Here is a 22,965-nt window from a genome sequence, read left to right on the forward strand (position 1 = left end):
CCATAAAAAAGGCCGCTTACGCGGCCTTTTTATGGATGGTGTTTGATGCTTAACCGAAAAAAGCGACCGACAGGAAGCTAAACCAAGCGAAAGCAATCAACCCAACCACCAACAACATCGGAATACCAAAATCCCAGCTAAACATACCTATGCGCCTCTCAAATACTTATGTGTACGAGAGGATAAAGGAATAGCGCCTCCCTGACAAGATCAGGAAGTATACCATCGGCAATTGAGAATTCGGTTTTCATATTTTGACGACCCTAAAATTATCGGTCATCAATGTGCTTAATTGTTGGTGATGCTTGCCAATATCCCGAAAGAAACCCAAGGTGGCATTTTTAAATTTCACGAAGGTATCGTAGTAAGTACCATAGATCACTTCGCGTTTGAAAAATCCCCACAAGCGTTCGATCAGGTTGAGGTTCGGGGAGTAAGGCGGCAAAAAATGTATCTGAATACGGCATCCCTCGGTTGCCAGATAGGCTTGCACCAATTTGGAATTGGTAGTAGCGTGCATTATCCGCAATGATGTGGATTTTCCCCGCTGGTTGTGCGGCTTCGAGGTCTTCCAGTAAGCGGATGGCAGCTTGGGCATTAATCGTTTTTTCGGTATGAATGAGAAGACGTAACGTCTTGAAAGAAAACGCACCATTGATGTTGAGGCATTCCCGTCCGGTGTTGGAGCGCAGGTTGAAATCTTGACCTTTGCGTATTCAGCCATAGCCCGCCTGGGTGTTGTGCTGGGGGTGCACCATGAAATACACATCATCCTGCTCACCAAGGTTAGCTTTCAGCGTTTCCCAATGCGCGATGAATTGCGTTTGGGCGGCGGCATCCGCTTTACCCGGCACGACTTTGGGTTTCTTGTGGGAAAACCCCAACCGTCCTAGCAAGGCTGATACACTGCGGGGTGCATGGGTCACTTGAAACTGTTGCTGGATGTACTGACCGACCGCTTTGCAAGTGCTATGCAGTGTTTCCGTCACATGCTGTTTGAGGGTCACTTGTTGGCCTACGCTCAGGTACGGCTTGCTGCCGCCCACTTGCCAGTACAGGAGTTGCTTTTGTCCACCCGCTTGATAAAGGTGAAACCCGTTACGGATCGTATCTTCATCCGCTAACAGGGCTTCCGAAACTTTTTGAGCTGTCCAACCACTCCCTAACAAGTAAACCGCTTTGAGGCGGTCGGCCAGGCGCCTTTTCTTTTCTTTGCGGTGGGCATCACGAAGCGTTGCCAATTCTGCAACAGAAAGTGTGTAATCCAACATCGGCAGCATCCTTGAGCGTTAGAGTATCTGAGGATAGTGTAACTTTACCGAATTCTCATTTACCACTGGTATACCTAGGCAAACAATATCTGCTGAAAGTGCTGGAAGACCCTAATGTCATGCCACAGGTCAAACTGTTGCGGGGCAAGCTGGAAGTTACGCTACGTCAGAAAAGCGCGGTAAAGGTGCAACAACTCGTGAACGACTGGTACAAGGTGCGTGCCAAGGAGGTGTTTGCCAAGCGTCTGGAAGCAATGCTAGAACAGACACTTTGGGTCGTGGAACGCCTGCCGTTGCGCATCCTTACCATGCAAACCCAGTGGGGCAGTTGTTCACCCCAAGGTAGGCTGACGCTGAACCCGCATCTGGTCAAAGCACCCAGAGAGTGCATTGATTATGTGATCTTGCATGAGTTGTGTCATCTTGCCGAGCATAACCACAGCGAACGCTTCTACCTGATAAAGGCTAGACTGGATGCAAGGGCGGGGGGTTATGTGTTGGCATGAAAACTGCTCTGTGAATCTGCAAACGTTATATTTCCTCTATTAGGTCGAGTAATGCTTAAAATTGAACGTATTCTAGATAAAAGCAACGTACCACTGCGCCAGCCTTACCTGTCACTGACCTTGCCGCACGAACGCCGCATCATCAGCCGCCAGCGCGTGACGCTGGACGATGGTAGCGATGCAGGCTTGTTCCTGCCGCGTGGTTCCAGCCTGCAACACGGCGATTACCTGCAAGGCGAAAGTGGCGAGCTGATCCGCATTCAAGCCGCGCCTGAAACGGTTTCCACCCTGTATTGCGATGACCCGTGGCTATTGGCACGCGCTTGCTACCATCTCGGCAATCGCCATGTGCCGGTGCAAATCATGCAGGGCATGATCCGCTACCAGCACGATCATGTGCTGGATGATATGTTGCACGGTTTGGGCTTGCATGTAGTGGTGGAACAAGCGCCATTCGAGCCGGAAGCCGGTGCATATGGCGGTGGGCATGAGCACTGATCTGGCGCTGCTGCGGCTGCTGCATCTGGTTAGCCCGACTTTGCCGATAGGTTCGTTTACCTATTCGCAGGGGATTGAATGGGCGGTGGAATGTGGCTGGGTGACATCCCCCGCTGATTTGCGCGAATGGCTGGAAAGCCAGTTGCACGGCAGTATCACTCAACTCGATATACCTGTGTTGCAACGGCTGTATCAGGCGGTGGAACAGCGTGATACCGCAAGGCTGGCGCACTGGATCGACATCCTCAACGCCAGCCGTGAAACCAGCGAATTATTGCTGGAAGAAAAAAACCGGGGACGCGCCCTCACCGATTTGCTGATTGCGCTGGAGATACCGCACGCTGCCGCGTGGAAACCCTTGTTGGCACAAAGCCAGTCCGCCGCTTTTGCCCTCGCGGCGGTGCATTGGCACATTCCCTTGCAGGATGCGGCAGGCGGCTACGTGTGGAGCTGGCTGGAAAATCTAGTGTTGTCAGCGGTGAAAATCATTCCGTTGGGGCAAACGCAGGGGCAGAAAATTCTGCACCAGATGACGCCACTGATTCCCGCTGCCGTGGTGCAAGGCTTGCAAGTGGCGGATGACGACATTGGCGCGGCCTCGCCTGCCTTGGCGATTGCCAGTAGCCGCCACGAAACCCAATACACCCGTTTGTTTAGATCGTGAAAAAAGGAAACACCATGTCCAACCCCTTACGTGTCGGTGTCGGCGGCCCGGTCGGTTCCGGCAAGACCGCGCTGCTGGATGCCTTGTGCAAAGCCATGCGCGACACTTACGACATCGCTGTCGTCACCAACGATATTTACACGCAGGAAGATGCGCAATTTCTGATGCGTAGCGAAGCCTTGCCGGTCGAGCGCATTGTCGGCGTGGAAACCGGTGGTTGTCCGCATACCGCGATTCGCGAAGATGCTTCGATGAATCTGGCGGCGGTGGAGGATTTGCAAATTCGCTTCCCGAAGCTTGACCTGATCTTCATCGAAAGCGGTGGCGATAATCTGTCAGCCACCTTCAGCCCAGAACTCGCTGACTTGACGATTTACGTAATTGACGTGGCGGAAGGCGAGAAGATTCCCCGCAAAGGTGGCCCCGGCATTACCCGTTCTGACTTGCTGGTGATCAACAAGATCGACCTTGCACCTTATGTGGGCGCGTCACTGGAGGTGATGGAAAGCGATAGCAAGCGGATGCGTGGCGAACGCCCGTTTGTGTTTACCAACCTGCGCGAAAAGCTGGGCTTGCAGACGATTATCGACTTTATCGTCCACAAGGGTATGTTGCGAGCGTAAGCCTTACGCGCCAGCTTGCATCTGGGTTTGCTGGGCTTCGAGTTCAGCAAGCCGCTTTTCCAGTGCTTCCAGCTTTTCACGGGTACGCAACAGTACCGCCGATTGAATATCGAATTCTTCCCGCGTTACCAGATTCATCTTTTGCAGGCCGCCTTCGAGCAGGCCGCGCATGTTCTTTTCCACATCTTCCTGCATGTGCCGTACCGGTTCGGGCAGCAGGGCTGATAGTTTCTTTGCCAGATCGTCGAGGTTGCCAAAGTTTTGCATAGGGAATTCCTTAAAGTGAGTGAATGCCCCGGATTGTAGCAAATTCTGTAAAGGCAGGGTGTTTGTCTTCGATTCGGTGCATCAGGGTTGGCTAATGCACTTTTATGGTGCTTTTGCGCGGGAATGACGTGGAATAAACGCGATAAATTGCTGCTTTTTTACAACAGTGTGTGTATTTATCTGATCTCAGTGGGCTTTTATAGGGTTGGCACGTCACTTGCAAGGTGTTGGTCGTTAAGCAAGAAATGTATTTTCGAGGAGATTATGTGATGAACAAGACTTTGTTGACCGTAGCTATCCTAAGTTCATTGTTTGCTGGTGCACAAGCTCAAGCGGGTGCAAGCGCAAACATTGGTGTGACTAGCGATTATATCTGGCGCGGTGTAACACAGACCGATGAAGGCCCTGCCGTGCAGGCTGGCTTGGATTATGAAGCTGATAATGGCTTGTATGTGGGTACTTGGGCATCCAACGTGGATTTCCCGGATGTTTATAAAGGTGCGGAAGTAGATGTATACGCCGGTTATAAAAAAGACCTAAAAGGCGAGCTGAACTTTGACGTTGGCGCTATCCGTTATATGTACCCCAGCGAAGACATGGCTTTGGATGTTACCGAAGTGTATGCGAAAGCCGGTTTGAAAGGGCTTGAAGCAGAAGTTTCCTATGGTGTTGATACCGAAGGTACGGATACGGATCAAGGCAATCTGTACTACGCCCTCGGTTACAGCGGTGAATTCAGTAATGGCATTGGTTATGGTGCAAAGGTTGGGCGGTTTGATTTTGAAGCCGCTGATTTGACCGATTACAACCATGCGCAGCTTTCCTTAAGCAAAGGTTTCGGTAAAGCTGGGGATGTGACCCTGGCGGTGGATGATTCCAGTTTGCCAGAGACTGATCCTTTGGTATCTGTATCCTGGGCTAAATCTTTCGATTTTTAAATTTGTCCTGTTAGTCCCCGCTGTCAGGGTGGGGGCGTCCCTTACGAGCAAGGAGTTTGTTTTATGAAAATGGTGACGGCAATTATCAAGCCATTCAAGTTGGATGATGTACGCGATGCTCTCGGAGAGATCGGCATCAAAGGCATTACAGTGACCGAAGTTAAAGGTTTTGGGCGTCAGAAAGGCCATACCGAATTGTACCGTGGTGCAGAATACGTGGTGGATTTCCTGCCAAAAATCAAGCTCGAAGCTGCGGTGGCAGAGTCACAGGTGGATCAGGTGATTGAAGCCATCAGCAAATCTGCGAATACGGGCAAAATTGGTGACGGCAAGATTTTCGTCACGACAGTTGAACAAGTTATCCGCATTCGCACGGGCGAAAGCGGCGTAGATGCACTGTAAACGTAAGGGGGTTTTACATGAATATTCGTTTAGGTTTATTGATGCTGGTGGCTCTATTGGGGTTTTCCGGTATCGCGATGGCGGATGATGCCGTCGCGGCAGTTCCGGTACCTGATAAGGGGGATACAGCATGGATGATGCTGTCTACTTTGTTGGTTATCTTGATGATTGTGCCGGGTGTGGCACTGTTTTACGGCGGATTGGTTCGCGCCAAAAACATGTTGTCGGTGCTGACACAGGTCATGGCGATTTTCTGCATGATTGCTTTGTTGTGGGCGATTTATGGCTACTCCTTGGCGTTTGGGGATGGCGGTAGCCTGAATTGGATGATCGGCGATTTTTCTAAGCTGTTCCTCGCGGGGATTACGGCGGATAGCACCGCTGCAACCTTCACGGATGGCGTGGTTATCCCGGAACTGGTGTTTGTATCATTCCAGTTGACCTTTGCTGCCATTACGGTTGCGCTGATCGTGGGCGGTCTGGCAGAACGGGTAAAGTTCTCGGCACTGATGGTGTTTGGCGCACTCTGGTTTACGTTCTCTTACCTGCCGATTACCCACATGGTGTGGGCAACGGGCGGTTATTTGTTTGAATCAGGCGATCTGGATTTTGCAGGTGGTACGGTTGTACACATCAACGCGGGTATTGCGGCACTGGTTGGTGCGATTGTGTTGGGCAAACGGGTTGGTTACGGTCGTGACCCCATGCCGCCACACAACTTGCCGATGACCATGATTGGCGCTTCCTTGCTGTGGGTAGGCTGGTTCGGCTTCAACGCAGGTTCCAATCTGGAAGCGAACGGCGGTGCTGGTCTGGCGTTCATTAATACTATCCTGGCGACTGCTGCTGGTGGTATGGCGTGGATGTTGACTGAATCACTGTTGCGCGGTAAGCCTTCCATGTTGGGTGTGGCGTCTGGTGTGGTTGCTGGCTTGGTTGCCGTCACACCGGCGGCTGGTCTAGTGGGCCCAATGGGCGCTATCGCCTTGGGTGCTATTGCCGGTGCTGCGTGCTTGTGGGGCGTGACTGGCCTGAAGAAGATGTTCGGTTATGACGATAGTTTGGATGTGTTCGGTATCCACGGTTTGGGCGGCATTATTGGCGCTATCGGTACGGGTATCTTTGTATCCCCCGCGTTGGGCGGTGTTGGTGTGGATGACTACACGATGATGGGTCAGGTATTCACACAGGCTAAGGGTGTGCTCTTAACCGTTGTCTGGTCAGGTGTGGTCAGCTTTGTGTTGTTCAAACTGATTGATATGACAATGGGTTTGCGTGTATCGGAAGAAGACGAACGTCAAGGTTTGGATACAGCTTCTCACGGCGAGCGTGCTTATACCTTGTAAGCATGAGCTAGTCATTAACATTTTTGAGTAGATTGCTGGCGGGACTAACACTCCCGCCTTTTTTATGGGTGGGTTTATTAGGGCAGTTTCCCTTGCTCGCGTATCTGGAAAGTGCCATCCGGCTGTGGCGGGACAATGAAGCTGGCGAGGAATTGTTTGGTGCCTTCGTCGATGCTGCTGCCCGGTCTCAGGTTTAATTCGCTTTTGTACTGGCCATTAGCTTGCAGGGTAATCGTGCCATTTAGGGAAAAAGCAGCGTCAGGGGCGGATGCAAGGCTGATTTGCTGGGCATCATTGGCAGCACTGTTAATAATGGCGGTGTAATTGCCGTAGCGTTGCGGCAGCATTTGCACGCCTGCTTCCTGCCATTCTCCGTGTCCGCTGAGTTGCGGGAAGGTTTGCTGATCCCATTCCAGACTGCTTAGGTTGGCTTGGAAGTTGCCACTTAGCGGCGGAATCATCAGGCTTTGCAAGTAGGGTGCAAGGGCTTGCGCAGGCAGGTTGCTGAGGTTCAGCGGGGCGCAGTGGAGTGTTTCAGCGAGGTTGATGCTGCAAATGCCATCGAATTGCCCGCCTTGTGCCAGTGTGCCGCGCAAGTCTGCGGCGAGTTGCCCTTTGAGTAAGGCACTCAGGTGCAGCTCCCATTGCAGGTTTTGAATTTGCACGCCTTGGCTGCTGAGGGTCGCTGCACCCCCTTGCCACAGGGTTCCGTTGATGCCTTGCAGTTGCACGGGAATATCGGCTGGCAGTTTTGACAATACCAGACTGGCAGGCAGTTGGGTGAGGGAGGCGAGCAGGAAGCTGCTGATGCCTGCAATAATCAGGGTGCGTGTTTTCATCCATCTTGCGCGAGATACCCCGTCCTTCAGGTCGGGGAGGGATAGCGCGTCGGCGGAGCCGACCCTGTTCTCGCTCCTCTTTTCGTTTACGCTATTTTGGTTAAACAGGCACAACGAACACGGCATGGACTACACTGTGAGTCATGCCAACGAAACGCGCCTACCAATTCCGGTTTTACCCAGACCCGCAACAAGAAAAGTTGCTGGCGCAGACGTTTGGTTGTGTGCGTTACGTGTACAACAGCATTTTGCGTTACCGCACGGATGCTTACGATCAGGCTCAGGAAAAGGTCAGTTACCTGGGTGCTAATGCGCGGTTGACCGCCATCAAGAAGCTGCCTGAACGGCTTTTTCTGAACGACGTTTCCAGTGTTCCGCTGCAACAATGCTTGCGGAACCAACAAACCGCGTTCAAGAACTTTTTTGAGGGCAGGGCAAAATACCCTGTCTTCAAATCCAAAAAGCACCGACAGTCGGCAGAATTTACTTACCGTGCTTTTACATACCGCAACGGTGAATTGAAGCTGGCGAAGTGCGATGCGCCGCTGAACATTCGATGGAGCCAGCCACTTCCTGCTGCCCCGACCACTGTCACCGTGTCCAAAGATCAGGCCGGACGCTACTTCGTGTCCTGCTTGTGTGAATTTGAATCCACGCTGTTGCCCGTCACCAACAAAAAGGCTGGCATTGACGTGGGCATCAAGGATTTGTTCGTCACTAGCGACGGCTTCAAGTCCGGCAATCCCCGCCATACCGCCCAACACGCGGTTAAACTGGCGAAGTATCAACGCCGTCTTGCCAAGAAGAAATTCGGCAGCAAGAATCGGCTGAAAGCTAAACGCAACGTTGCCCGTGTTCACGCGAAGATCTCCGATTGCCGGTCGGACAACTTGCACAAGCTGTCCCGCAAACTGATTAACGAGAACCAAGTCGTTTGCGCTGAAAACCTCGCTGTGAAAAACATGATTAAACACCCAACATTAGCCAAGCACATTGCCGATGCGAGTTGGGGGGAATTCACCCGCCAGCTTGAATACAAAGCCCACTGGGCAGGCAGGACGTATGTCGAAATCGACCGTTTCTTTCCTTCCAGCAAACGCTGTAACGGCTGCGGTTTCGTGAAAGAAAACATGCCGCTGGCCGTGCGGTCTTGGGAATGCCCGGAATGTGGCGCAACCCACGACCGTGACGTGAATGCAGCACGTAACATTTTAGCCGCCGGGCTGGCGGTGTTAGCCTTTGGAGAGAATGTTAGCGGTGATGGCATTTCGGTGTCGTTGTCCTGTTCTCGATGAATTAGGAATCCCCTTCCTTTAGGGAGGGGAGGAAGTCAACGTTCCAGCGTAATTTGTGCGTCAACCGTGCCGGGTTTGCCTGCGGGTTTCAGGGTCATGGCGGTGGTATTGGCGGCGTGTTGGGTTTCCATCGTCGCCAGAAATTGCGCCAGAGTGTCGAAGGGCTTGGCTTCCAGTTTGAGGGTGACGGTTTTTTTGTCTTTTTCTTCGGACGTTGTGCCAGCGCCATCCAGTTGGAATTGTTTGAGGGCGGCAATCACCGTGGTGTGCAAACTGCCACTTGCGGCGCTGGGTGAGCCTGCGGATGCGCCTCGGAGGGCGAGTATCTCGGTGCGGCGTTGTTGCATTTCCTCATGGGCGGCTTGCGCGTCTTGCAGGTCTTGTTGCAATAACTGGTGGTGGCTGTTCAGGGGTTTCCAGATGAACAGCCAGAGCATGGTCAGGCTGATGAGGATTGCGCCCCAAGTGACGAGTCGACGCTCAGAGGCTGCGAGGCTTTGCCACCATGCTTTCATGATTTGCCTCCCAGTGTCAGGGTTGCTTTGACACTGTCGGCGGTGCGTGAGGATTGCAGTTCCACCGGGTTGCCGAGGGCTTTTTCCAGCGTGTCGCGCAAGGTTTCGATGGCTTGCTGGTTTTTGGCTTGCAGATTGAGGGTGAGTGTGCCGCTTTGGGCGCGGATGTCTTCCACCGTCAACTCGCCTGCTTTCCCCATGGCGGCGGCAAAGGCGGACAGTTGCGGCAAGGGGCTGGTGCTTGCGCCCGCCGTGCTGCCTTTGCCGCGTACCCGTGCGAGTTCTGATGCGAGACGGCTTTTCAGGCCGCGCGGGTCAACGTCGCTGACGCCGGGGAACAGTTCGGCAAACAGTTGCAGGTTTTGTGCATCCACCGCGTCGAGTTGCTGTTGCAGGTGGTAGCTTTCCACCCCGTAAATACCGACAGTCAGCAAGGCTGAAGCGGCGGCTAATCCGGCGGCGAGTCGCCAGCGTTGCCATTGCTGGTGCAGTTGAGCGCGATTTTCGTCTTGCAGGCCATTCAGCAGGTTGAGCTTGAGGGCGGGTTGCAAGCTGGCAGGCAACAGTTGTTCCGCCTGAGTTTCGGGGGTGATCACGAAACGGGTATCAGTTGTCCATTTGTCTGTCTGGTCGCTGTACAGTCGCAGGGGTATGGGGTCGGTTTTCCCGGCTGCCAGACTGTCGAGCAGTAAGGGTAAGGCCGCATCGCTACTGGTATAGCCGGACAGTTCACCTGTCCTGACCCAGATGTGTTCGCCTTGTTGCCACAGGGTGGTGTCGGTTTCCCACGGCAGGGCGAACAGGTCGGGCAAAATGCTGGTAGTGCGTAACTGGTGAATTTGCAGGGCATTGACCCATTCGCGCAGGCGTGCGCGGCTGATAATGGCAACATCCACCAGCGCGGAATTGGCTTGGGTTTGCCAGACGATGTGTTGATTGTCGAGGTCGTCGGCGATGCTGTCTTCCAGCGCAAACGGCACGGCTTGTTGCAATTGCTTTTGATTGCGCGTGTTGACGCTGGTTTGGGTGAGCAGGACTTCACGGCCAGGAATCAGCAATACCACATCTTGCCCACGAGCGGCGGGCAGCAGTTTTTCCCAGGAACCGTGTTGCCAGTCAGCAGGCTTGTTGGTCAGCACTGCCCAGGCTGGGTCAGGGTCATTCGGTGTTTGTAGGCGTATTACTAGCATCGTTAGTCGTTATTGGTTGTTCATTAACCCGATCGAATTGGCGCATTATGACACGAACAGCCCCCTTTGGGTCACGCAATAACAGACTGTTGACGAAAACCCGCGCCCGGTTGATCTGTACTTCGCCCGTCAGGCGGAAATATTGGGTGGTTACGTCAAAGCTGTTCATCAGCACGTCATCTTTACCGGGGGTGAAAGCCATTTCTTGAATGAATTCGGCTTTGCTTCGATAGGCTTGTTTGAGTTTGCGTTTATCCAGAATCAGTGCGATTTGGTTGTCGCTGAGGCGCAGGGCTTTCAGCACTTCCTTGCTGGCGGTATTGGGGTTGATGGTGGTTTTTTGGAAAGGCAGTGTGGTGATGGTGGACAGGAACTGGCTCAGGGCTTTGTCCTTGAGGTTGGGGTCTTGCATTTCCAGCCGTAACAGGCGGACTTCGCTGGGGTCAGCAAACGGCATGTCGGCGGCAAGGTAGGGGATTGTGCCTGACAGGTAGTAATCACGCTCCGCACCGTCGACGCCTTGCGGTTGGGTATTGCTGTCCAGCCAGTCGGCAATGGCGTCGGTAAAACCGGAGGGCAGCCCGGCATCGGTGACGAAGGGCTTTAACTGGTTGAGGGCAGCGCCATCCAGTTTGCCGCGCAGTTCGCCGTCCTGACTGACCAAATTGTTGAGGTTGAAGCGCCCTTGCAAGTCTTCCAGCTTGCCGGTGAATTTGACGATCGCACCGCTTTCTTCCGTGAGTGTCTGGGTGGGTAGGGTGTAAGCCCAGCGGTCGCTGAGGGCGTCGTATTTATTGTCCTTGGCGTCGAGTTGCAGTTGTAGCCCGGCGTACTGTTCCATCATGAACACGTATTGCCAAGCACGTTCCAGTGACTGGAAATTGTCGGTCTGGCGCACGGCACGGCTTTGGCGGGCAAAAACGACTGCGGCCAGCGTCACGATCAACACGGCAATGACCAGTACGGAAAGGATGGCAATGCCGCGCTGCTGGCGGGGGAGCTTAGGGTGTGGTGGTTGCTTTAGGCGCATTAGGTGCAATCGGTTGTAAACGTTCGGACAGGCGTCGCCCTTTCCCCGGATTCAGTTTGTCATCGTAAATCGTGGTATAGGCCATGACCGCTTGTACGTAATCACGGGTTTCATCAAACGGAATGCTTTCTACCCACTGGTCAGCGTTGATCAGTTTGTCCGGTGCCCATTGCGGCGGACGCCCCGGCCCCGCATTGTAAGCAGCGGTGGCTTGGGCGTAGTTACCGGAAAATTTCCCCAGCATGTCACGTAAGTAAGCGCTGCCCAGTTGCACATTGGTGGCGGGGTGCAAAATATCATCCCGGCCCTTGATGCTCAGCCCCAGTTTATTGCCGACGGCACGGGCGGTGGGTGGAATCAGTTGCATCAGGCCGAGGGCTTTCGCGCTGGATTCCACACCGGCGTCAAAGGCACTCTCGCGGCGCATCACGCCCATGATCCACGCAGGTTGAATGCCTTGGGTGCGCCCCTGTTCCATTGCTAGTTCGATGTGCACCAAGGGGAAACGCAGGTTGATTTCATCCCATTCCTTGGCACGTGCGACTGTCCAGATCGCGAGGTTCGGGTCATTGGCACGGGTGGCCAAATCAGCCATCGCCAGGATGCCGTCTTTGTCCATTTGCTTGAGGACGCGGAACCATTCCTTGCGCCCCTGTTCGCGGTTGCCCAGTGCAAACCATTCAAATGCCCGCTGGACGGCAGCTATTTTTTGCAAACCCGCCACCCGCTGGCTGCGGTCGATCGGTTTCAGTCGCAAACTGTCGTAGCTTTGCCCTAAATGGTCGGCGGAAAGGAAGCCGTAAAACGTCGCTTGTGGGGCAATCTGGGTGTAAAGCGAGGTGGCTTCACGTTTTTTGCCGGTTTGTTCCAGCGCCCGTGCTTGCCAGTATTGCCAGCCTGCGGCATCGCGAGCATTGTCGAATTTGAGCTGGCGGGTGGCATCCAGCAGTTTTTCCCAGTCACTGGTGCGGGCAGCAGCGCGTGCCATCCACAGGTTGCCGTCCTGCGTGCGTTGTGCAGAGGGAATGGCAGCCAACCGGGGCAGGGCAGCGGGGTCGCGGCGTAAGGCTTGGTACATGCCCAAGGCGCTTTCGACTTTGGCGGTTTCTTCCGGGGTAAATTTGAGTGTTTGGCGTGCTGTTGCCCACAAGGTTTCGGCTTGCTGCGGCTCTTTTTTGGCAAGGCGTTCCAGCCCGTAAGTAATGGCGTCCCGCAAATAAGGTGTATCGGTTTGCTGGATGGCGTTGGGCAAGGCATCAGCGGGGCTTTTGCGTATTTGCATCCAAGTATCGACAGCGCTACGGGCTTCGGGGGGTAAGTCAGCCGCCAATTGCGACGCCAGCGTGGTCTGGTTTTTGTCGAGTGCGGCGCGGATGCGTTCCCAGTAATCGCTGGTGGAGAGTTTTACATAGCGGCGCAGCAAATCGGTGACGGGCAGGCAGGCATTAGAAATACCTTTGGTGATGCCCATCCAGGTTTGCTTACCGGTGTCGAGTGCAGCTTGTTTTTGCCCGACAGCCATGAGTGCTTGGGTGCGGTAGCATTGGGTGTTGGTGTCGTCGAGGTCGGGTGGGATGGTGTTCAGCAGTTTTTGCCAGTCTTGCTTGTCTGCCAGCCGTTTGCTGAGTTGGGTGTAAAGCGCATCTGCCATCAGGGAGTTGGGGTTGCGCAAGGCAAAATCCAGCATCTGTGCATCGGAGAGCGTGTCAACGTTTTGTTTGAGGTAGCTGTATTCCAGCCAAGGGTAGAGTGGGTATTGCGTCATCCTGGCAGGCAGGGTGGCAAATCCGTCAGTGTTACCGGCTTGCAGTTTGCTATACGTTTGCTGGAATAGTTCGCGCTGGTTTTCCGGCAACTCCGCTAGGACGGGCGGGATGCAGGATAACGCGCAATAAATAAGTGTCAGTAAAAGTCGGCTCATTAAAACGGGTCATGCTACCAATAATGCGCCAAGAGTCTCATATATACGGTAAAGGGTTCAAATGAATGCTGCATTCAAGCCGCAGATTCTTTGGGAATCAGCAAGTTGCTGCGGAACAATAAGTACCCATAGTGTTTGGCTTTGCCGGTTTTGTCACACGCGGTGAAACAGACACCTGCGAAAATTTCACGACCGTCACGGCTGGGCTGGGTTTCCAGCATGATGATGTCACGGACTACCCCACCACGTTGTGCGCCGATCGGGTTGCTGTAGGCAATGTCACCGAATTCAATACCGTGGGTGGGTGCAAATTTGACAGCAGGGATACCGTTGGCGGGATAGCTGTGGGAGCCGGTCGAGATGAAGGCGATGTTGACGTGGCGTAGAATAAGATCGGGCCAGGGGTTAGAAATTTCGATGCTTAAGCGCTCATCTGGCATTCCCTGCATCCGGCGGCGGTGCATCCTGACTTTGGGCCAGTAGCGGATGGCTTCAGGGTGAGGGGATGCTTCGCACGGCGTGCATTCCTGTAAGTCGCTGTAAAAGCTGTCAGGAAGATGTAGTTGATGGACATTCATGGTGTTGCCTCCAATTGGCTTAGGGTGATTCCTAATAAAACTGTTTGATTACCTGCTTGACTGTACTAAAAAGCGTCAGGAATTAACGTGATGATGCTCACCTTAATCTCAATGTCTGTGGGTAATCAGCCAGTTTCTGTGTGTGCCTTATTTTTGATTAATGTAAGGCAATTATAGTTCCGTTGCGCCTAAACAACAGATGAACCCTGACAGGCGCTACGATCTACGGTATGTAAGGTGGTGTGGGGCTGTTAGTGGCGTTACAAATCTGCCAACAGATTGAGGTAACGCGCAAAGCGGCGGGGGGGAAGTTGCCCAGCTTTGACGGCGGTTTTAATCGCACAACCCGGCTCGTGGTTATGGGTGCAGTTGTGGAAGCGGCATTCACCCAGAAACGGGCGGAATTCCGGGAAGCCCGTTTCCAGCGTGGCAAAGTCCATGCCGGTCAGGCCAAAATCACGCACACCGGGGGAATCAATCAGCGAGCCACCCAAGGGTAAGCGGTACAGGGTAGCGGAGGTGGTGGTGTGGCGGCCTTCGCCGTTATCAGAAATCGTACCGACACGAATATCGGTGTCAGGCAGCAATTGCGCGGCGATGGATGATTTACCCACCCCAGATTGCCCAACCACAATAGCAGTGCGCCCTTGAATCGCGGTAAGAATCGCGGCAACTCCCTGTTGCTGATCAGCCGAAACGTGCAGGATCGGACAACCAATGCTGGCGTATTCTTCCAGACAGGCTTCTGCTGCGGCGCTGGCATGAGTGCTGCGCAGGTCAGACTTGTTCATGACCAGCAATACATCCGCCCGCAGACGGTTGGCGGCAATCAGGTAACGGTCGAGCATTTCCCACAGCGGGGTAGGTTGCCAACTGGTGACGACGATCAGCAAGTCAATATTGGCGGCAACCGGGCGTAATTTTCCCCGGAAATCGGGGCGTTCCAGCACGTTGCGGCGGGGGAGCATGGCAGTGACGGCGGCATTGCCTTGGGCTTGACCCTCCCACTGGATGCGGTCGCCGCAAGCAAGGTTATCGAGTTTGCGCCGCGCGGTGCAGCGTAACAGATCCCCTTGGTCAGTTTCGATGAGAAAGTCAGCACCAAAGCGGGTAATAACCTGCCCAGCGCCTGAAGAAAGTGGTTGAGATGTGTTTTCCGTCATAACGTCCTATTGTGACGGAAAACAACGACGTTGCCCACGTATTACTGAAATTTGTAATACGCCTGATTGAGGTAAGCGACGACATCCTTGATTTCGTCGTCAAACCAGTTGGTGTCGAGGTTGGCATCACAACGACGCACTTGGCTTTCCAGTGCGGCGAGGTCGTTGACCTTGCGGTCGGCTTTGGTGAAGGCATCGGTGCCGTGACAGTTCAGGCACTGCGAAGCGGCAAACAGTTTTTGTCCGTTTACCGGGTCAGGCTCGGCCACTGCTGTCTGCATCAGCAATAGGCCAGTACAGAGAATCAACATAGCTTTCATTTCACTACTCTTTAATCAGTTTGTTGTTGTAAATGCGCAATCCGTATCGCGGCTGGCGGATGCGAGTCATAGAACGCTGAGTACCAAGGATCGGGTGTCAAAGTACTGGCATTCTCCTTATAAAGACCCACTAACGCGGCAATCAGTTCCGTCCCACTGGATTGTTGTGCGGCAAACTCATCGGCTTCAAACTCATGTTTGCGTGACCACCACGCCATGATCGGGCCAATGAAGAAGGTGAAGGCAGGGCTGACCAGCACAAACAATAACAACGCCATGTAGGTGGAAGGTTGGCTGATGCTCAGGGAAGTATAGAACCATGTTTGCCCCATTAACCATGCCAGTACGGCAAAACCGGTTAACGTCATGATCATGGACAGTGCCATGCCTTTGACAATGTGCTTACGTTTGAAATGCCCCAGCTCATGCGCTAATACCGCTTCCACTTGTGCCGGGGTCAAATGCTTGAGTAGGGTATCGAAAAACACGATGCGCTTGTTTTTACCAAACCCGGTGAAATAAGCATTGCCGTGGGCGGAACGGCGCGAACCATCCATAATGAACACGCCTTTGCTGTTGAAGCCGGTACGTGTTAGCAGCGCATTGAGACGGTCGGCGACTTCGCCTTCTTCCAACGGGCTGAATTTGTTGAACAGCGGCGCAATGAATTTGGGGTATGCCCACGTCATCAGCAGCGAAAACGCGGTCAGCGCTGCCCACGCATACAGCCACCACAGGCTGCCCGCCGATTCCATCAGCCACAGGATCAGCATCACCACTGGAATGCCGATCAGCAGTGACAGTGCCGCACCTTTCAGCAAATCCATCAGGAAGGTGGCGGGCGTCATTTTGTTGAAGCCAAAGCGTTCTTCCAGCACAAAGGTGCGGTACAGCGACAGCGGCATGTCCAGTAGGCTGCCGATGAGTATTAGGCTAATGATGACCGCCGTGCCGGTATACAGGTCGCCCCAGCCGAAGCTGCGCCATTGCTGATCCAGCCATTCCAGCCCGCCACCCAGTGTCCACGCCAGTAAAACAACCAGACCGATCAGCAGGTCGATGCGCCCCACGCCGCCTTTGGCGAGGGTGTAATCGGCGGCTTTCTGGTGTTCATCCAGCGTGATTTTGTCGGCAAACGGGGCAGGAACGGCACTGCGGTGGGTGCTGACATGCTGCTTCTGGCGCAACGACAGGTAAATTTGTACCAGCGTCGAAGCCAGCAGGAAGGCGAGGAAAATGTAGGTAAAGGTTTGCATAATGTCTGTTATATTCCAGATTCCCTAAAGTAATTACAGTGTAACCGAATGAGCATGAATCAGGAAAATTTGATCTGGATCGATCTGGAAATGACCGGGCTGGATACGTTCAACGATGTCATTATCGAAATTGCCACCGTCGTCACCGACAAAGACTTGAACGTGTTGGCGGAAGGCCCGGTGATCGCGATTCACCAGCCGGAGGCGACGCTGGCCAAAATGGATGACTGGAACCAGAAACAACACGGTGGTTCCGGCCTGATCAAACGGGTACAAGCGAGCACTTTGTCAGAAGCGGATGCGGAACAAGCGACGCTGGCTTTCCTCAAGCAATACGTGCCAGTGGGGGCATCGCCGATGTGCGGCAACAGCATTTGTCAGGATCGGCGCTTCCTCGCCCGTCAGATGCCAGAACTGGAGAGGTTTTTCCACTACCGCAATCTGGATGTGAGTACCTTGAAAGAATTGGCAAACCGCTGGAAGCCGGGGCTGGCGGCAGGTTTTAAGAAAGAATCACAGCATCTGGCGCTGGCCGATGTGCATGACTCGATTGATGAGCTGAAGTATTACCGTGAGCATTTTATCCGGGTTTGAGCATGTTGCAGCCCGTCGCCCCGGCATAGGCAAGGTTTGCGCCATCCTGTACAGTTTCTCCCAAACCCATCAATAACAATAACGGATAAACGATGACAACCGCAGCCCCCCAGCTTATCCAGGCTACGCTTGCGCAATTAAACAAGGTGATCCACGGTAAGGAGCAGCAAGTGCAACTGGCGCTGACCTGCTTGTTGGCGAATGGTCATTTGTTGCTCGAAGATTTGCCCGGCATGGGTAAAACCACGCTGGCACACGCGCTTGCCCATGTCTGTGGGTTGGAATATAAACGTGTGCAATTCACCAGCGATTTGTTGCCCGCCGACCTGATTGGTGCTTCGGTGTTTGAGCAGCAAGCAGGCCGTTTCCGCTTTCACCCCGGCCCGGTTTTCAGTCAGGTGTTTCTTGCCGATGAACTCAACCGCGCTACACCCAAAGCGCAAAGCGCCTTGCTGGAGGCGATGGAAGAGCGTCAGGTGAGTGTCGATGGCACGACGCACCCGTTGCCTGCGCCCTTTTTCGTGATCGCCACCCAGAACCCGCAAAGCCAGTCGGGAACCTTTCCTTTGCCCGAATCGCAGCTTGACCGTTTCCTGATACGCCTTTCCCTTGGCTATCCCAACCCAGAGGCTGAACGTGCCTTGCTGAGAGGCCGCAATGGCCGGATGTTGCTGGCGAGTATGCAGCAGGTATTAAATGAAAGCCGCTTGAAAGCCCTGCAATCACTGGTTCCACAGGTGAAAATGACTGATAACCTGCTGGATTACGTGCAACGCCTGATTGCTTATACCCGCCAAACCGAGGTGTGCCATCTGGGATTGTCACCACGCGGGGCGCTGGCGCTGGTTAAAAGTGCGCAAGCCTGGGCACTATTACAGGCACGTGGGCATGTGTTGCCAGAAGACGTGCAGGCGGTTTTCGTTGCGGTTGCTGGGCATCGCATTATCGGGCGGCAGGAGGCACAGGGCGAACAACTGGCGCGGCAAATCCTCGGCAAAGTCGATGTTGTCGGGGGCGGACGTGGCTAATGCCTTGCGGGCGCAACTCGATGGTTGGTTACGGCAGCGTTTGCCCAGCGCCCGCGAAACCACGCTCAACCAGCGTAAAATATTCATTGTTCCCAGCAATACCGCGTTAGGGTTGGTGGGGGTGATTGCCCTGCTGTTCTTGCTGGGCATCAATTTCCAGAATTCACTGGTGTACATCATCAGCTTTTGGCTGCTGGCCTTGCTGTTGCTCAATATTTTTTACACGTGGCGTAATCTCGCCGGTCTGACGCTGACCGCGATGGGGGTGGAACCCTGTTTCGCCGGGGAAAAAGCCGTGCTCGAAGTGGAGCTGAGCCGCCCCGTTAAGCAGACGAAATATGCGCTGGAACTGGCGTGGAAAGGGGAAGATCAGGTACAGGTCGATCTGATTTCCGCGCAAACCTTGCGGGTGAAACTGTCGCACAGCACCGAGGGACGCGGCTATTTCAAACCGCCCCGCTTGCAGGTTTCCACCCGTTACCCGACGGGTCTGGCGGTGGCGTGGTCGTATGTGTATCTGGATGTGCAAGGGCTGGTCTACCCCGCGCCAGTGGAGAAGGCTTTTCAACCGATAGGTCAATCCCACGGCGTAACCACTGATGACGGGCTGGAAATTGCCGGTGGAACCAGTGATTTCAGTGGGGTTCGTGACTATCAGCACGGCGATGGTCCGAAACGTATCCATTGGGCTAAATTTGCCCAGACCGGCAAGCTGTACACCAAAACTTTTGTCGATTACGCCAGCCATGACTTGTGGTTGGATTGGGATGAATTGCCCATGCCGGGGATCGAGGTGCGTTTGTCGCACTTATGCCGCAAGGTGCTGGATTTCCACCAGGAGCAGCGCCAATACGGTTTGAAACTGCCGGGTAAAGTGATTGCACCGGGCAAGGGCGAGGCACACAAAGCCCGCTGTTTGCAGGCGCTGGCCTTGTTTGGGGTGGCGAGTGAATAAACAGATTACCTATACCGGTATGATTTGGTTGTTGGCAGCGCAATTGGTGGTGATGTTGCCATTTTTGTTCGACCTGCCGCTGTGGTTATTACCCGTGTTGCTGCTGGTGGCATGGTGGCGTTTGCGGGTGTTAGCTGGCGCTGCCTCGCAACCGGGAAATGTGGTGAAGTTGCTGCTGATCGGGTTGGGCGTGGGTGGCTTATTATTGAGCGGTTTACGCTTCCCGTCGTTGGATGCAATGGCGACCTTGTTGCTGCTGGGATTTGCGTTCAAGTCGCTGGAAGTGGTGCAGCGCCGCGATGCGATTGTGGTGATTTTCATTGGCTATTTTCTGGTGGCGTTGCATTTTTTGTATACGCAATCGTTGATGGCGGCCTTGTACGGGATGGTGTCGATGGTGGTGCTGACCGGTGCATTGGTCGGCGTGCAGCAGGCGATAACTGAGTTTTCGACGGGGCAAAGTGTGCGTTTCAATCTGCGGTTGGCGGTTTTTATGCTGTTGCAATGCTTGCCGTTGATGATGGTGATTTTTGTGTTTGCACCACGTATAGCGCCGTTATGGAGTATTCCTTTGGCTAGTGGGCAGACGCAGACTGGTATGACGGATCGCATGGCTCCTGGCGATATTGAGAAGCTGGGTAAGTCGGATGAGCTGGCTTTTCGGGTAACGTTCAAGGGCAAGCGCCCGGCACAGCATGAGTTGTATTGGCAGGGTTTGGTACTGAACCATTTCGATGGGCATGAGTGGCGGCAGTTTGATCGCGATTACGATGTGTACCAATTGAAAACCGCTTTGATGAGTCATTATCGCTGGCAGCCTGAACGTATGCAGGTGCAGGGCAATCCGGTAGCGTATGAAGCGGTATATGAAACCTCAGGGCAGCCGTGGCTGTTTACCCTCTCGCCCGCAGTGGAGGTGGAAGGTGATGTGTTGCGTGGCGCGGATTATCGGGTGATGGCGCAAGAGGCGTTGCAAGCGCCCTTTCTGTTGAAAGCGGTGAGTTACCCGGCGACACAGCGCGATGTTGCATTGCCGGAGTATTTGCGTACTCTGGCCTTGGGCTTGCCGTCAACAGGTGACAAGCGTAGCCGCGAACTGGCGCAACGTTTGCGGGGTGAGGCAGGTGGTGAACAGGCTTATATCGACAAGGTGCTGGCACGTTTCCATGATCAGGCATTTGAGTACACTTTGAACCCGCCGATGTTGGGGGGGCGGGACACGGTTGATGCTTTCCTGTTCGATTCAAAGCGTGGCTTTTGTGCGCATTATGCCGGGAGCTTTGTCTTCCTGATGCGAGCGGCGGGGATTCCAGCGCGGGTCGTGGTGGGTTATCAGGGTGGGGAATGGAATGCTGCTGGGCAATATCTGGCGGTACACCAGTACGATGCTCATGCGTGGACGGAAGTGTGGTTGGCGGGGCGCGGCTGGGTGCGGGTTGACCCGACCACGGCGGTTGCACCTAGTCGTGTCGAACAGGGGTTGGAAGTGGCGGTACAGGCGGAAGGCAGTTTTCTGGCGGATTCGGTATTGTCTGCCCGCAAGATTCCGTGGTTGAACGGGATACGTCAGCAGCTTGATACGGTGCAATACGGCTGGCGGCGTTGGGTGCTGGGCTATGACCGTGAGGAACAGGCAGCGTTGTTGAAGTCTGTGCTGGGGGATTTGTCGGTGGGAAAGGTGGCTTTGTTTGCGGGTGGCCTGTTTGCGGCGATTGGCTTGTTCTGGTTGCTGGCCTTGGGCATGGCGCAGCGTAGGCAACCGGAAGCGCCCGAACATCGGCTTTACCGGCATTTTTGCGAGGCATTGGCAAAGCGTGGGGCAAGGCGTGAACCGGGCGATGCACCGGGGGCGTTTGCCCATCAAGCAGCGGAACATTTGCCTGCTTTGGCAGAGGTGATCCGCGAGTTTACGCAGGTGTATGAGGGGATTTGTTATGCGCCGCCCGCCGACGGGCGTGTGGCTACCCGGCGGCTGAAAACGTTGTTGGGGAAGATCAGGTAGTTTGTTTGAACTTGCCGATCAATGCAGTGGTCGGTGCGATGATGGTGAGCAAGATTGCCCCGGCGAGTATGCCAAAGACACCGCTCAGCAAAGTGGGGGTGATGGCTTTTAAGGCATTGCCTGCCCAGCCAACTTGTTGCACAAACAGTTCCGCGCCGTGGGTGAATTCGTGTGAATGCGGGATACCGTGCAGCAAGATGCCGCCACCGACCAGAAACATGGCGGCTGTTCCCACCACGGACAAGGTTTTCATTAGCCACGGGGCGAACCACAAAATACCGCGCCCCAAGGATTGACGGAAGTCGTTCACGCCACTGGCTACGCGCTCCTTGATTAAATGATAGCCGAGGTCATCCAACTTGACGATGCCCGCCACCAACCCGTAAACACCAGCGGTGATGACGATGGCAATGACGGAAATGGTCAGGGCTTGGGTGATGAGTGGGGCGTTTTCCACCGTGCCCAGTGCAATCACGATGATTTCAGCCGAGAGTATGAAATCGGTGCGGATAGCGCCTTTGATTTTGTCCCGTTCAAACGCCACCATGTCGATGTCAGGGTTGCGGGCAGCGGCGAGAAGTTCGGCATCTTCAGCGTGTTTTGCCGCGCCGCTGTGCATGAGCGCGTGGAAGATTTTCTCGAAACCTTCGTAACACAAATACGCGCCGCCGATCATCAGTAACGGGGTAATCAGCCACGGAGCCACCGCACTGATCAGTAGCGCAGCAGGCACCAGAATCAGCTTGTTGAGAAACGAGCCTTTCGCAACGGCCCATACGACTGGCAATTCGCGCTCGGCGCGTACCCCGGACACTTGTTCGGCATTTAAGGCGAGGTCATCGCCCAGCACGCCAGCGGTTTTTTTCGCCGCTACCTTGGTCATGAGGGTAACATCGTCCAGTACGGTGGTGATGTCGTCGAGTAAGGCTAAAAGGCTTCCACCCGCCATGCAAAACTCCTGATTAGAATGATTTTTTGTCTTTAAGTCTGCTGATCGACGTAGGCTTGGGCTGCCGCCAGATCAATCGTACCCTCGTAAATCGAGCGTCCCAGAATTGCACCCATGATACCCTGATCTTCTACGGCACACAGTGCTGTGATGTCATCCATATTGGTAACACCACCCGAAGCGACCACCGGAATTTTGATGCTGGCGGCGAGCTTGGCGGTTTCTTCCACATTCACACCTTTCATCATGCCATCGCGGGCAATATCGGTGTAAACGATCGCGCTTACGCCTGCTTGCTCGAATTGCTTGGCCAGTTCTATGGCTGACACGGCTGATACTGCTGCCCAGCCATCGGTGGCTACCATGCCGTTTTTCGCGTCAATACCGACGATAATGTGGCCGGGGAATTGCTTACACAGGTCGATGACGAATTGTGGCTCTTGCACCGCTTTCGTGCCGATAATGCAATATTGCACGCCCGCATCCAGATACGCCGCGACGGTTGCCGCATCGCGGATGCCGCCACCAATTTGCACCGGGACATTCGGGAAACGTGCCGCGACAGCGCGAACCACGTCGCCATTTACAGGTTTGCCTTCAAACGCACCGTTCAAATCGACCAGATGCAGGCGGCGGGCGCCCGCGTCTACCCAGCGTTGCGCCACCTCGACGGGGTTGCTGGCGAATACCGTGGTGTCTTCCATGCGGCCTTGGCGCAGGCGCACACATTGGCCGTCTTTCAAATCAATGGCGGGGATCAGTAGCATAGTCACATCCTTGGTTGAGTTGCGGTATGCTACCGCAAAACAGGAGGT

Annotated in this window: 26 protein-coding genes; 12 read left to right on the forward strand and 14 right to left on the reverse strand. The window is 54.4% G+C overall.

The annotated features are described in order from the left end of the window. Positions 1 to 247: 247 nt before the first annotated feature. Positions 248 to 724, reverse strand: coding sequence for a transposase (locus tag J9253_RS20025; RefSeq protein WP_210222572.1), 477 nt, complete (start codon positions 722 to 724; stop codon positions 248 to 250). After that, positions 717 to 1,271, reverse strand: coding sequence for a helix-turn-helix domain-containing protein (locus tag J9253_RS20030; RefSeq protein ID WP_210222573.1), 555 nt, complete (start codon positions 1,269 to 1,271; stop codon positions 717 to 719). The genes J9253_RS20025 and J9253_RS20030 overlap by 8 nt, the downstream gene beginning before the upstream one ends. On the opposite strand from J9253_RS20030, the gene J9253_RS20035 reads away from it, so the two are divergent. From J9253_RS20035 to ureG, 4 genes are read left to right on the forward strand one after another with little or no spacing between them, the layout of a single operon-like run. Continuing rightward, complete coding sequence (locus J9253_RS20035; RefSeq protein ID WP_228291439.1) at positions 1,256 to 1,777, forward strand: M48 family metallopeptidase; 522 nt, start codon at positions 1,256 to 1,258, stop codon at positions 1,775 to 1,777. The genes J9253_RS20030 and J9253_RS20035 overlap by 16 nt on opposite strands. Before the next feature lie 51 nt (positions 1,778 to 1,828). Then, positions 1,829 to 2,275 (forward strand): urease accessory protein UreE, encoded by a 447-nt coding sequence (gene ureE, locus J9253_RS20040; protein ID WP_210222574.1) that lies wholly within the window; start codon positions 1,829 to 1,831, stop codon positions 2,273 to 2,275. Next, positions 2,265 to 2,939 (forward strand): urease accessory protein UreF, encoded by a 675-nt coding sequence (locus J9253_RS20045; protein WP_210222575.1) that lies wholly within the window; start codon positions 2,265 to 2,267, stop codon positions 2,937 to 2,939. Before ureE ends, J9253_RS20045 begins: the two co-directional genes overlap by 11 nt. Positions 2,940 to 2,953: 14 nt before the next feature. Next, positions 2,954 to 3,562, forward strand: a complete 609-nt coding sequence (gene ureG / locus J9253_RS20050; protein ID WP_028488601.1) for an urease accessory protein UreG — start codon at positions 2,954 to 2,956, stop codon at positions 3,560 to 3,562. Between the two features lie 3 nt (positions 3,563 to 3,565). On the opposite strand, the gene ubiK is transcribed toward ureG, so the two are convergent. Next, entirely contained in the window at positions 3,566 to 3,829 is a 264-nt protein-coding gene (gene ubiK, locus J9253_RS20055) for a ubiquinone biosynthesis accessory factor UbiK (RefSeq protein WP_210222576.1), read from the reverse strand. 269 nt (positions 3,830 to 4,098) lie between these two features. Here ubiK and J9253_RS20060 point away from each other — a divergent pair, with 269 nt between their 5' ends. The 3 genes from J9253_RS20060 (at position 4,099) to J9253_RS20070 (ending at position 6,515) form a co-directional block, all read left to right on the forward strand. Further along, positions 4,099 to 4,767, forward strand: a complete 669-nt coding sequence (locus tag J9253_RS20060) for a TorF family putative porin (RefSeq protein ID WP_210222577.1) — start codon at positions 4,099 to 4,101, stop codon at positions 4,765 to 4,767. Between the two features lie 63 nt (positions 4,768 to 4,830). Next, positions 4,831 to 5,169 carry a P-II family nitrogen regulator gene (locus J9253_RS20065; protein ID WP_210222578.1) on the forward strand — a complete coding sequence of 113 codons (339 nt, stop codon included), beginning with the start codon at positions 4,831 to 4,833 and terminating at the stop codon, positions 5,167 to 5,169. 17 nt (positions 5,170 to 5,186) lie between these two features. Next, positions 5,187 to 6,515: an ammonium transporter gene (locus J9253_RS20070; protein ID WP_210222579.1), complete on the forward strand. Its 1,329-nt coding sequence runs from the start codon at positions 5,187 to 5,189 to the stop codon at positions 6,513 to 6,515. A gap of 77 nt (positions 6,516 to 6,592) precedes the next feature. On the opposite strand, the gene J9253_RS20075 is transcribed toward J9253_RS20070, so the two are convergent. After that, positions 6,593 to 7,354, reverse strand: coding sequence for a type II secretion system protein N (locus tag J9253_RS20075; RefSeq protein ID WP_210222580.1), 762 nt, complete (start codon positions 7,352 to 7,354; stop codon positions 6,593 to 6,595). A gap of 143 nt (positions 7,355 to 7,497) precedes the next feature. On the opposite strand from J9253_RS20075, the gene J9253_RS20080 reads away from it, so the two are divergent. Further along, on the forward strand, positions 7,498 to 8,649 hold the full coding sequence (locus tag J9253_RS20080) for an RNA-guided endonuclease InsQ/TnpB family protein (RefSeq protein ID WP_210222581.1): 1,152 nt from the start codon (positions 7,498 to 7,500) through the stop codon (positions 8,647 to 8,649). A gap of 35 nt (positions 8,650 to 8,684) precedes the next feature. On the opposite strand, the gene gspM is transcribed toward J9253_RS20080, so the two are convergent. The 8 genes from gspM to J9253_RS20120 all read right to left on the reverse strand — a co-directional run bounded on the left by gspM (position 8,685) and on the right by J9253_RS20120 (position 16,622). Further along, a complete protein-coding gene (gspM, locus tag J9253_RS20085; protein ID WP_210222582.1) occupies positions 8,685 to 9,164 on the reverse strand; it encodes a type II secretion system protein GspM in 480 nt (159 codons plus the stop codon). Then, positions 9,161 to 10,354 carry a type II secretion system protein GspL gene (gene gspL / locus J9253_RS20090; RefSeq protein WP_210222583.1) on the reverse strand — a complete coding sequence of 398 codons (1,194 nt, stop codon included), beginning with the start codon at positions 10,352 to 10,354 and terminating at the stop codon, positions 9,161 to 9,163. The genes gspM and gspL overlap by 4 nt, the downstream gene beginning before the upstream one ends. After that, on the reverse strand, positions 10,323 to 11,384 hold the full coding sequence (gene gspK, locus J9253_RS20095; protein WP_210222584.1) for a type II secretion system minor pseudopilin GspK: 1,062 nt from the start codon (positions 11,382 to 11,384) through the stop codon (positions 10,323 to 10,325). Before gspK ends, gspL begins: the two co-directional genes overlap by 32 nt. Next, on the reverse strand, positions 11,356 to 13,305 hold the full coding sequence (locus J9253_RS20100) for a transglycosylase SLT domain-containing protein (protein WP_210222585.1): 1,950 nt from the start codon (positions 13,303 to 13,305) through the stop codon (positions 11,356 to 11,358). The genes gspK and J9253_RS20100 overlap by 29 nt, the downstream gene beginning before the upstream one ends. 74 nt (positions 13,306 to 13,379) lie before the next feature. Beyond that, complete coding sequence (locus J9253_RS20105) at positions 13,380 to 13,883, reverse strand: hypothetical protein (protein WP_210222586.1); 504 nt, start codon at positions 13,881 to 13,883, stop codon at positions 13,380 to 13,382. Between the two features lie 260 nt (positions 13,884 to 14,143). Continuing rightward, positions 14,144 to 15,046, reverse strand: a complete 903-nt coding sequence (rsgA, locus tag J9253_RS20110) for a ribosome small subunit-dependent GTPase A (RefSeq protein ID WP_210222587.1) — start codon at positions 15,044 to 15,046, stop codon at positions 14,144 to 14,146. 41 nt (positions 15,047 to 15,087) lie between these two features. Beyond that, the gene (locus J9253_RS20115) at positions 15,088 to 15,366 is read right to left on the reverse strand and encodes a c-type cytochrome (protein ID WP_228291440.1); all 279 of its coding nucleotides are present in this window, start codon (positions 15,364 to 15,366) and stop codon (positions 15,088 to 15,090) included. An 11-nt stretch (positions 15,367 to 15,377) separates the two neighbouring features. Continuing rightward, entirely contained in the window at positions 15,378 to 16,622 is a 1,245-nt protein-coding gene (locus J9253_RS20120) for a M48 family metallopeptidase (protein WP_210222588.1), read from the reverse strand. A 48-nt stretch (positions 16,623 to 16,670) separates the two neighbouring features. Here J9253_RS20120 and orn point away from each other — a divergent pair, with 48 nt between their 5' ends. From orn to J9253_RS20140, 4 genes are all read left to right on the forward strand, one after another. Continuing rightward, positions 16,671 to 17,216 (forward strand): oligoribonuclease, encoded by a 546-nt coding sequence (gene orn / locus J9253_RS20125; RefSeq protein ID WP_210222589.1) that lies wholly within the window; start codon positions 16,671 to 16,673, stop codon positions 17,214 to 17,216. A gap of 92 nt (positions 17,217 to 17,308) precedes the next feature. Next, positions 17,309 to 18,244: an AAA family ATPase gene (locus tag J9253_RS20130; RefSeq protein ID WP_210222590.1), complete on the forward strand. Its 936-nt coding sequence runs from the start codon at positions 17,309 to 17,311 to the stop codon at positions 18,242 to 18,244. Then, positions 18,237 to 19,199, forward strand: coding sequence for a DUF58 domain-containing protein (locus tag J9253_RS20135; RefSeq protein ID WP_228291441.1), 963 nt, complete (start codon positions 18,237 to 18,239; stop codon positions 19,197 to 19,199). Before J9253_RS20130 ends, J9253_RS20135 begins: the two co-directional genes overlap by 8 nt. Then, a complete protein-coding gene (locus tag J9253_RS20140) occupies positions 19,192 to 21,201 on the forward strand; it encodes a transglutaminase TgpA family protein (protein ID WP_228291442.1) in 2,010 nt (669 codons plus the stop codon). The genes J9253_RS20135 and J9253_RS20140 overlap by 8 nt, the downstream gene beginning before the upstream one ends. On the opposite strand, the gene J9253_RS20145 is transcribed toward J9253_RS20140, so the two are convergent. Together J9253_RS20145 and hisA are read right to left on the reverse strand one after the other, a co-directional pair. Beyond that, complete coding sequence (locus J9253_RS20145; protein WP_210222592.1) at positions 21,194 to 22,150, reverse strand: DUF808 domain-containing protein; 957 nt, start codon at positions 22,148 to 22,150, stop codon at positions 21,194 to 21,196. The genes J9253_RS20140 and J9253_RS20145 overlap by 8 nt on opposite strands. A gap of 32 nt (positions 22,151 to 22,182) precedes the next feature. Next, a complete protein-coding gene (gene hisA / locus J9253_RS20150; RefSeq protein WP_210222593.1) occupies positions 22,183 to 22,917 on the reverse strand; it encodes a 1-(5-phosphoribosyl)-5-[(5-phosphoribosylamino)methylideneamino]imidazole-4-carboxamide isomerase in 735 nt (244 codons plus the stop codon). Between the last annotated feature and the right edge of the window lie 48 nt (positions 22,918 to 22,965).

The sequence above is a fragment of the Thiothrix litoralis genome (assembly GCF_017901135.1).
GTDB classification, from domain to species: Bacteria; Pseudomonadota; Gammaproteobacteria; order Thiotrichales; family Thiotrichaceae; genus Thiothrix; species Thiothrix litoralis.

Coding starts and splice junctions, on each gene's coding strand:
- hisA (WP_210222593.1), bottom strand. CDS start 22,917: ATGCTACTGATCCCCGCCATTGATTTGAAAGACGGCCAATGTGTGCGC.
- J9253_RS20075 (WP_210222580.1), bottom strand. CDS start 7,354: ATGAAAACACGCACCCTGATTATTGCAGGCATCAGCAGCTTCCTGCTC.
- J9253_RS20145 (WP_210222592.1), bottom strand. CDS start 22,150: ATGGCGGGTGGAAGCCTTTTAGCCTTACTCGACGACATCACCACCGTA.
- orn (WP_210222589.1), top strand. CDS start 16,671: ATGAGCATGAATCAGGAAAATTTGATCTGGATCGATCTGGAAATGACC.
- J9253_RS20080 (WP_210222581.1), top strand. CDS start 7,498: ATGCCAACGAAACGCGCCTACCAATTCCGGTTTTACCCAGACCCGCAA.
- J9253_RS20115 (WP_228291440.1), bottom strand. CDS start 15,366: ATGAAAGCTATGTTGATTCTCTGTACTGGCCTATTGCTGATGCAGACA.
- gspL (WP_210222583.1), bottom strand. CDS start 10,354: ATGCTAGTAATACGCCTACAAACACCGAATGACCCTGACCCAGCCTGG.
- J9253_RS20105 (WP_210222586.1), bottom strand. CDS start 13,883: ATGAATGTCCATCAACTACATCTTCCTGACAGCTTTTACAGCGACTTA.
- J9253_RS20045 (WP_210222575.1), top strand. CDS start 2,265: ATGAGCACTGATCTGGCGCTGCTGCGGCTGCTGCATCTGGTTAGCCCG.
- J9253_RS20065 (WP_210222578.1), top strand. CDS start 4,831: ATGAAAATGGTGACGGCAATTATCAAGCCATTCAAGTTGGATGATGTA.
- rsgA (WP_210222587.1), bottom strand. CDS start 15,046: ATGACGGAAAACACATCTCAACCACTTTCTTCAGGCGCTGGGCAGGTT.
- J9253_RS20120 (WP_210222588.1), bottom strand. CDS start 16,622: ATGCAAACCTTTACCTACATTTTCCTCGCCTTCCTGCTGGCTTCGACG.
- J9253_RS20130 (WP_210222590.1), top strand. CDS start 17,309: ATGACAACCGCAGCCCCCCAGCTTATCCAGGCTACGCTTGCGCAATTA.
- J9253_RS20030 (WP_210222573.1), bottom strand. CDS start 1,271: ATGTTGGATTACACACTTTCTGTTGCAGAATTGGCAACGCTTCGTGAT.
- J9253_RS20100 (WP_210222585.1), bottom strand. CDS start 13,305: ATGAGCCGACTTTTACTGACACTTATTTATTGCGCGTTATCCTGCATC.
- J9253_RS20060 (WP_210222577.1), top strand. CDS start 4,099: ATGAACAAGACTTTGTTGACCGTAGCTATCCTAAGTTCATTGTTTGCT.
- ubiK (WP_210222576.1), bottom strand. CDS start 3,829: ATGCAAAACTTTGGCAACCTCGACGATCTGGCAAAGAAACTATCAGCC.
- gspK (WP_210222584.1), bottom strand. CDS start 11,384: ATGCGCCTAAAGCAACCACCACACCCTAAGCTCCCCCGCCAGCAGCGC.
- J9253_RS20025 (WP_210222572.1), bottom strand. CDS start 724: ATGGCTGAATACGCAAAGGTCAAGATTTCAACCTGCGCTCCAACACCG.
- ureE (WP_210222574.1), top strand. CDS start 1,829: ATGCTTAAAATTGAACGTATTCTAGATAAAAGCAACGTACCACTGCGC.
- J9253_RS20070 (WP_210222579.1), top strand. CDS start 5,187: ATGAATATTCGTTTAGGTTTATTGATGCTGGTGGCTCTATTGGGGTTT.
- gspM (WP_210222582.1), bottom strand. CDS start 9,164: ATGAAAGCATGGTGGCAAAGCCTCGCAGCCTCTGAGCGTCGACTCGTC.
- ureG (WP_028488601.1), top strand. CDS start 2,954: ATGTCCAACCCCTTACGTGTCGGTGTCGGCGGCCCGGTCGGTTCCGGC.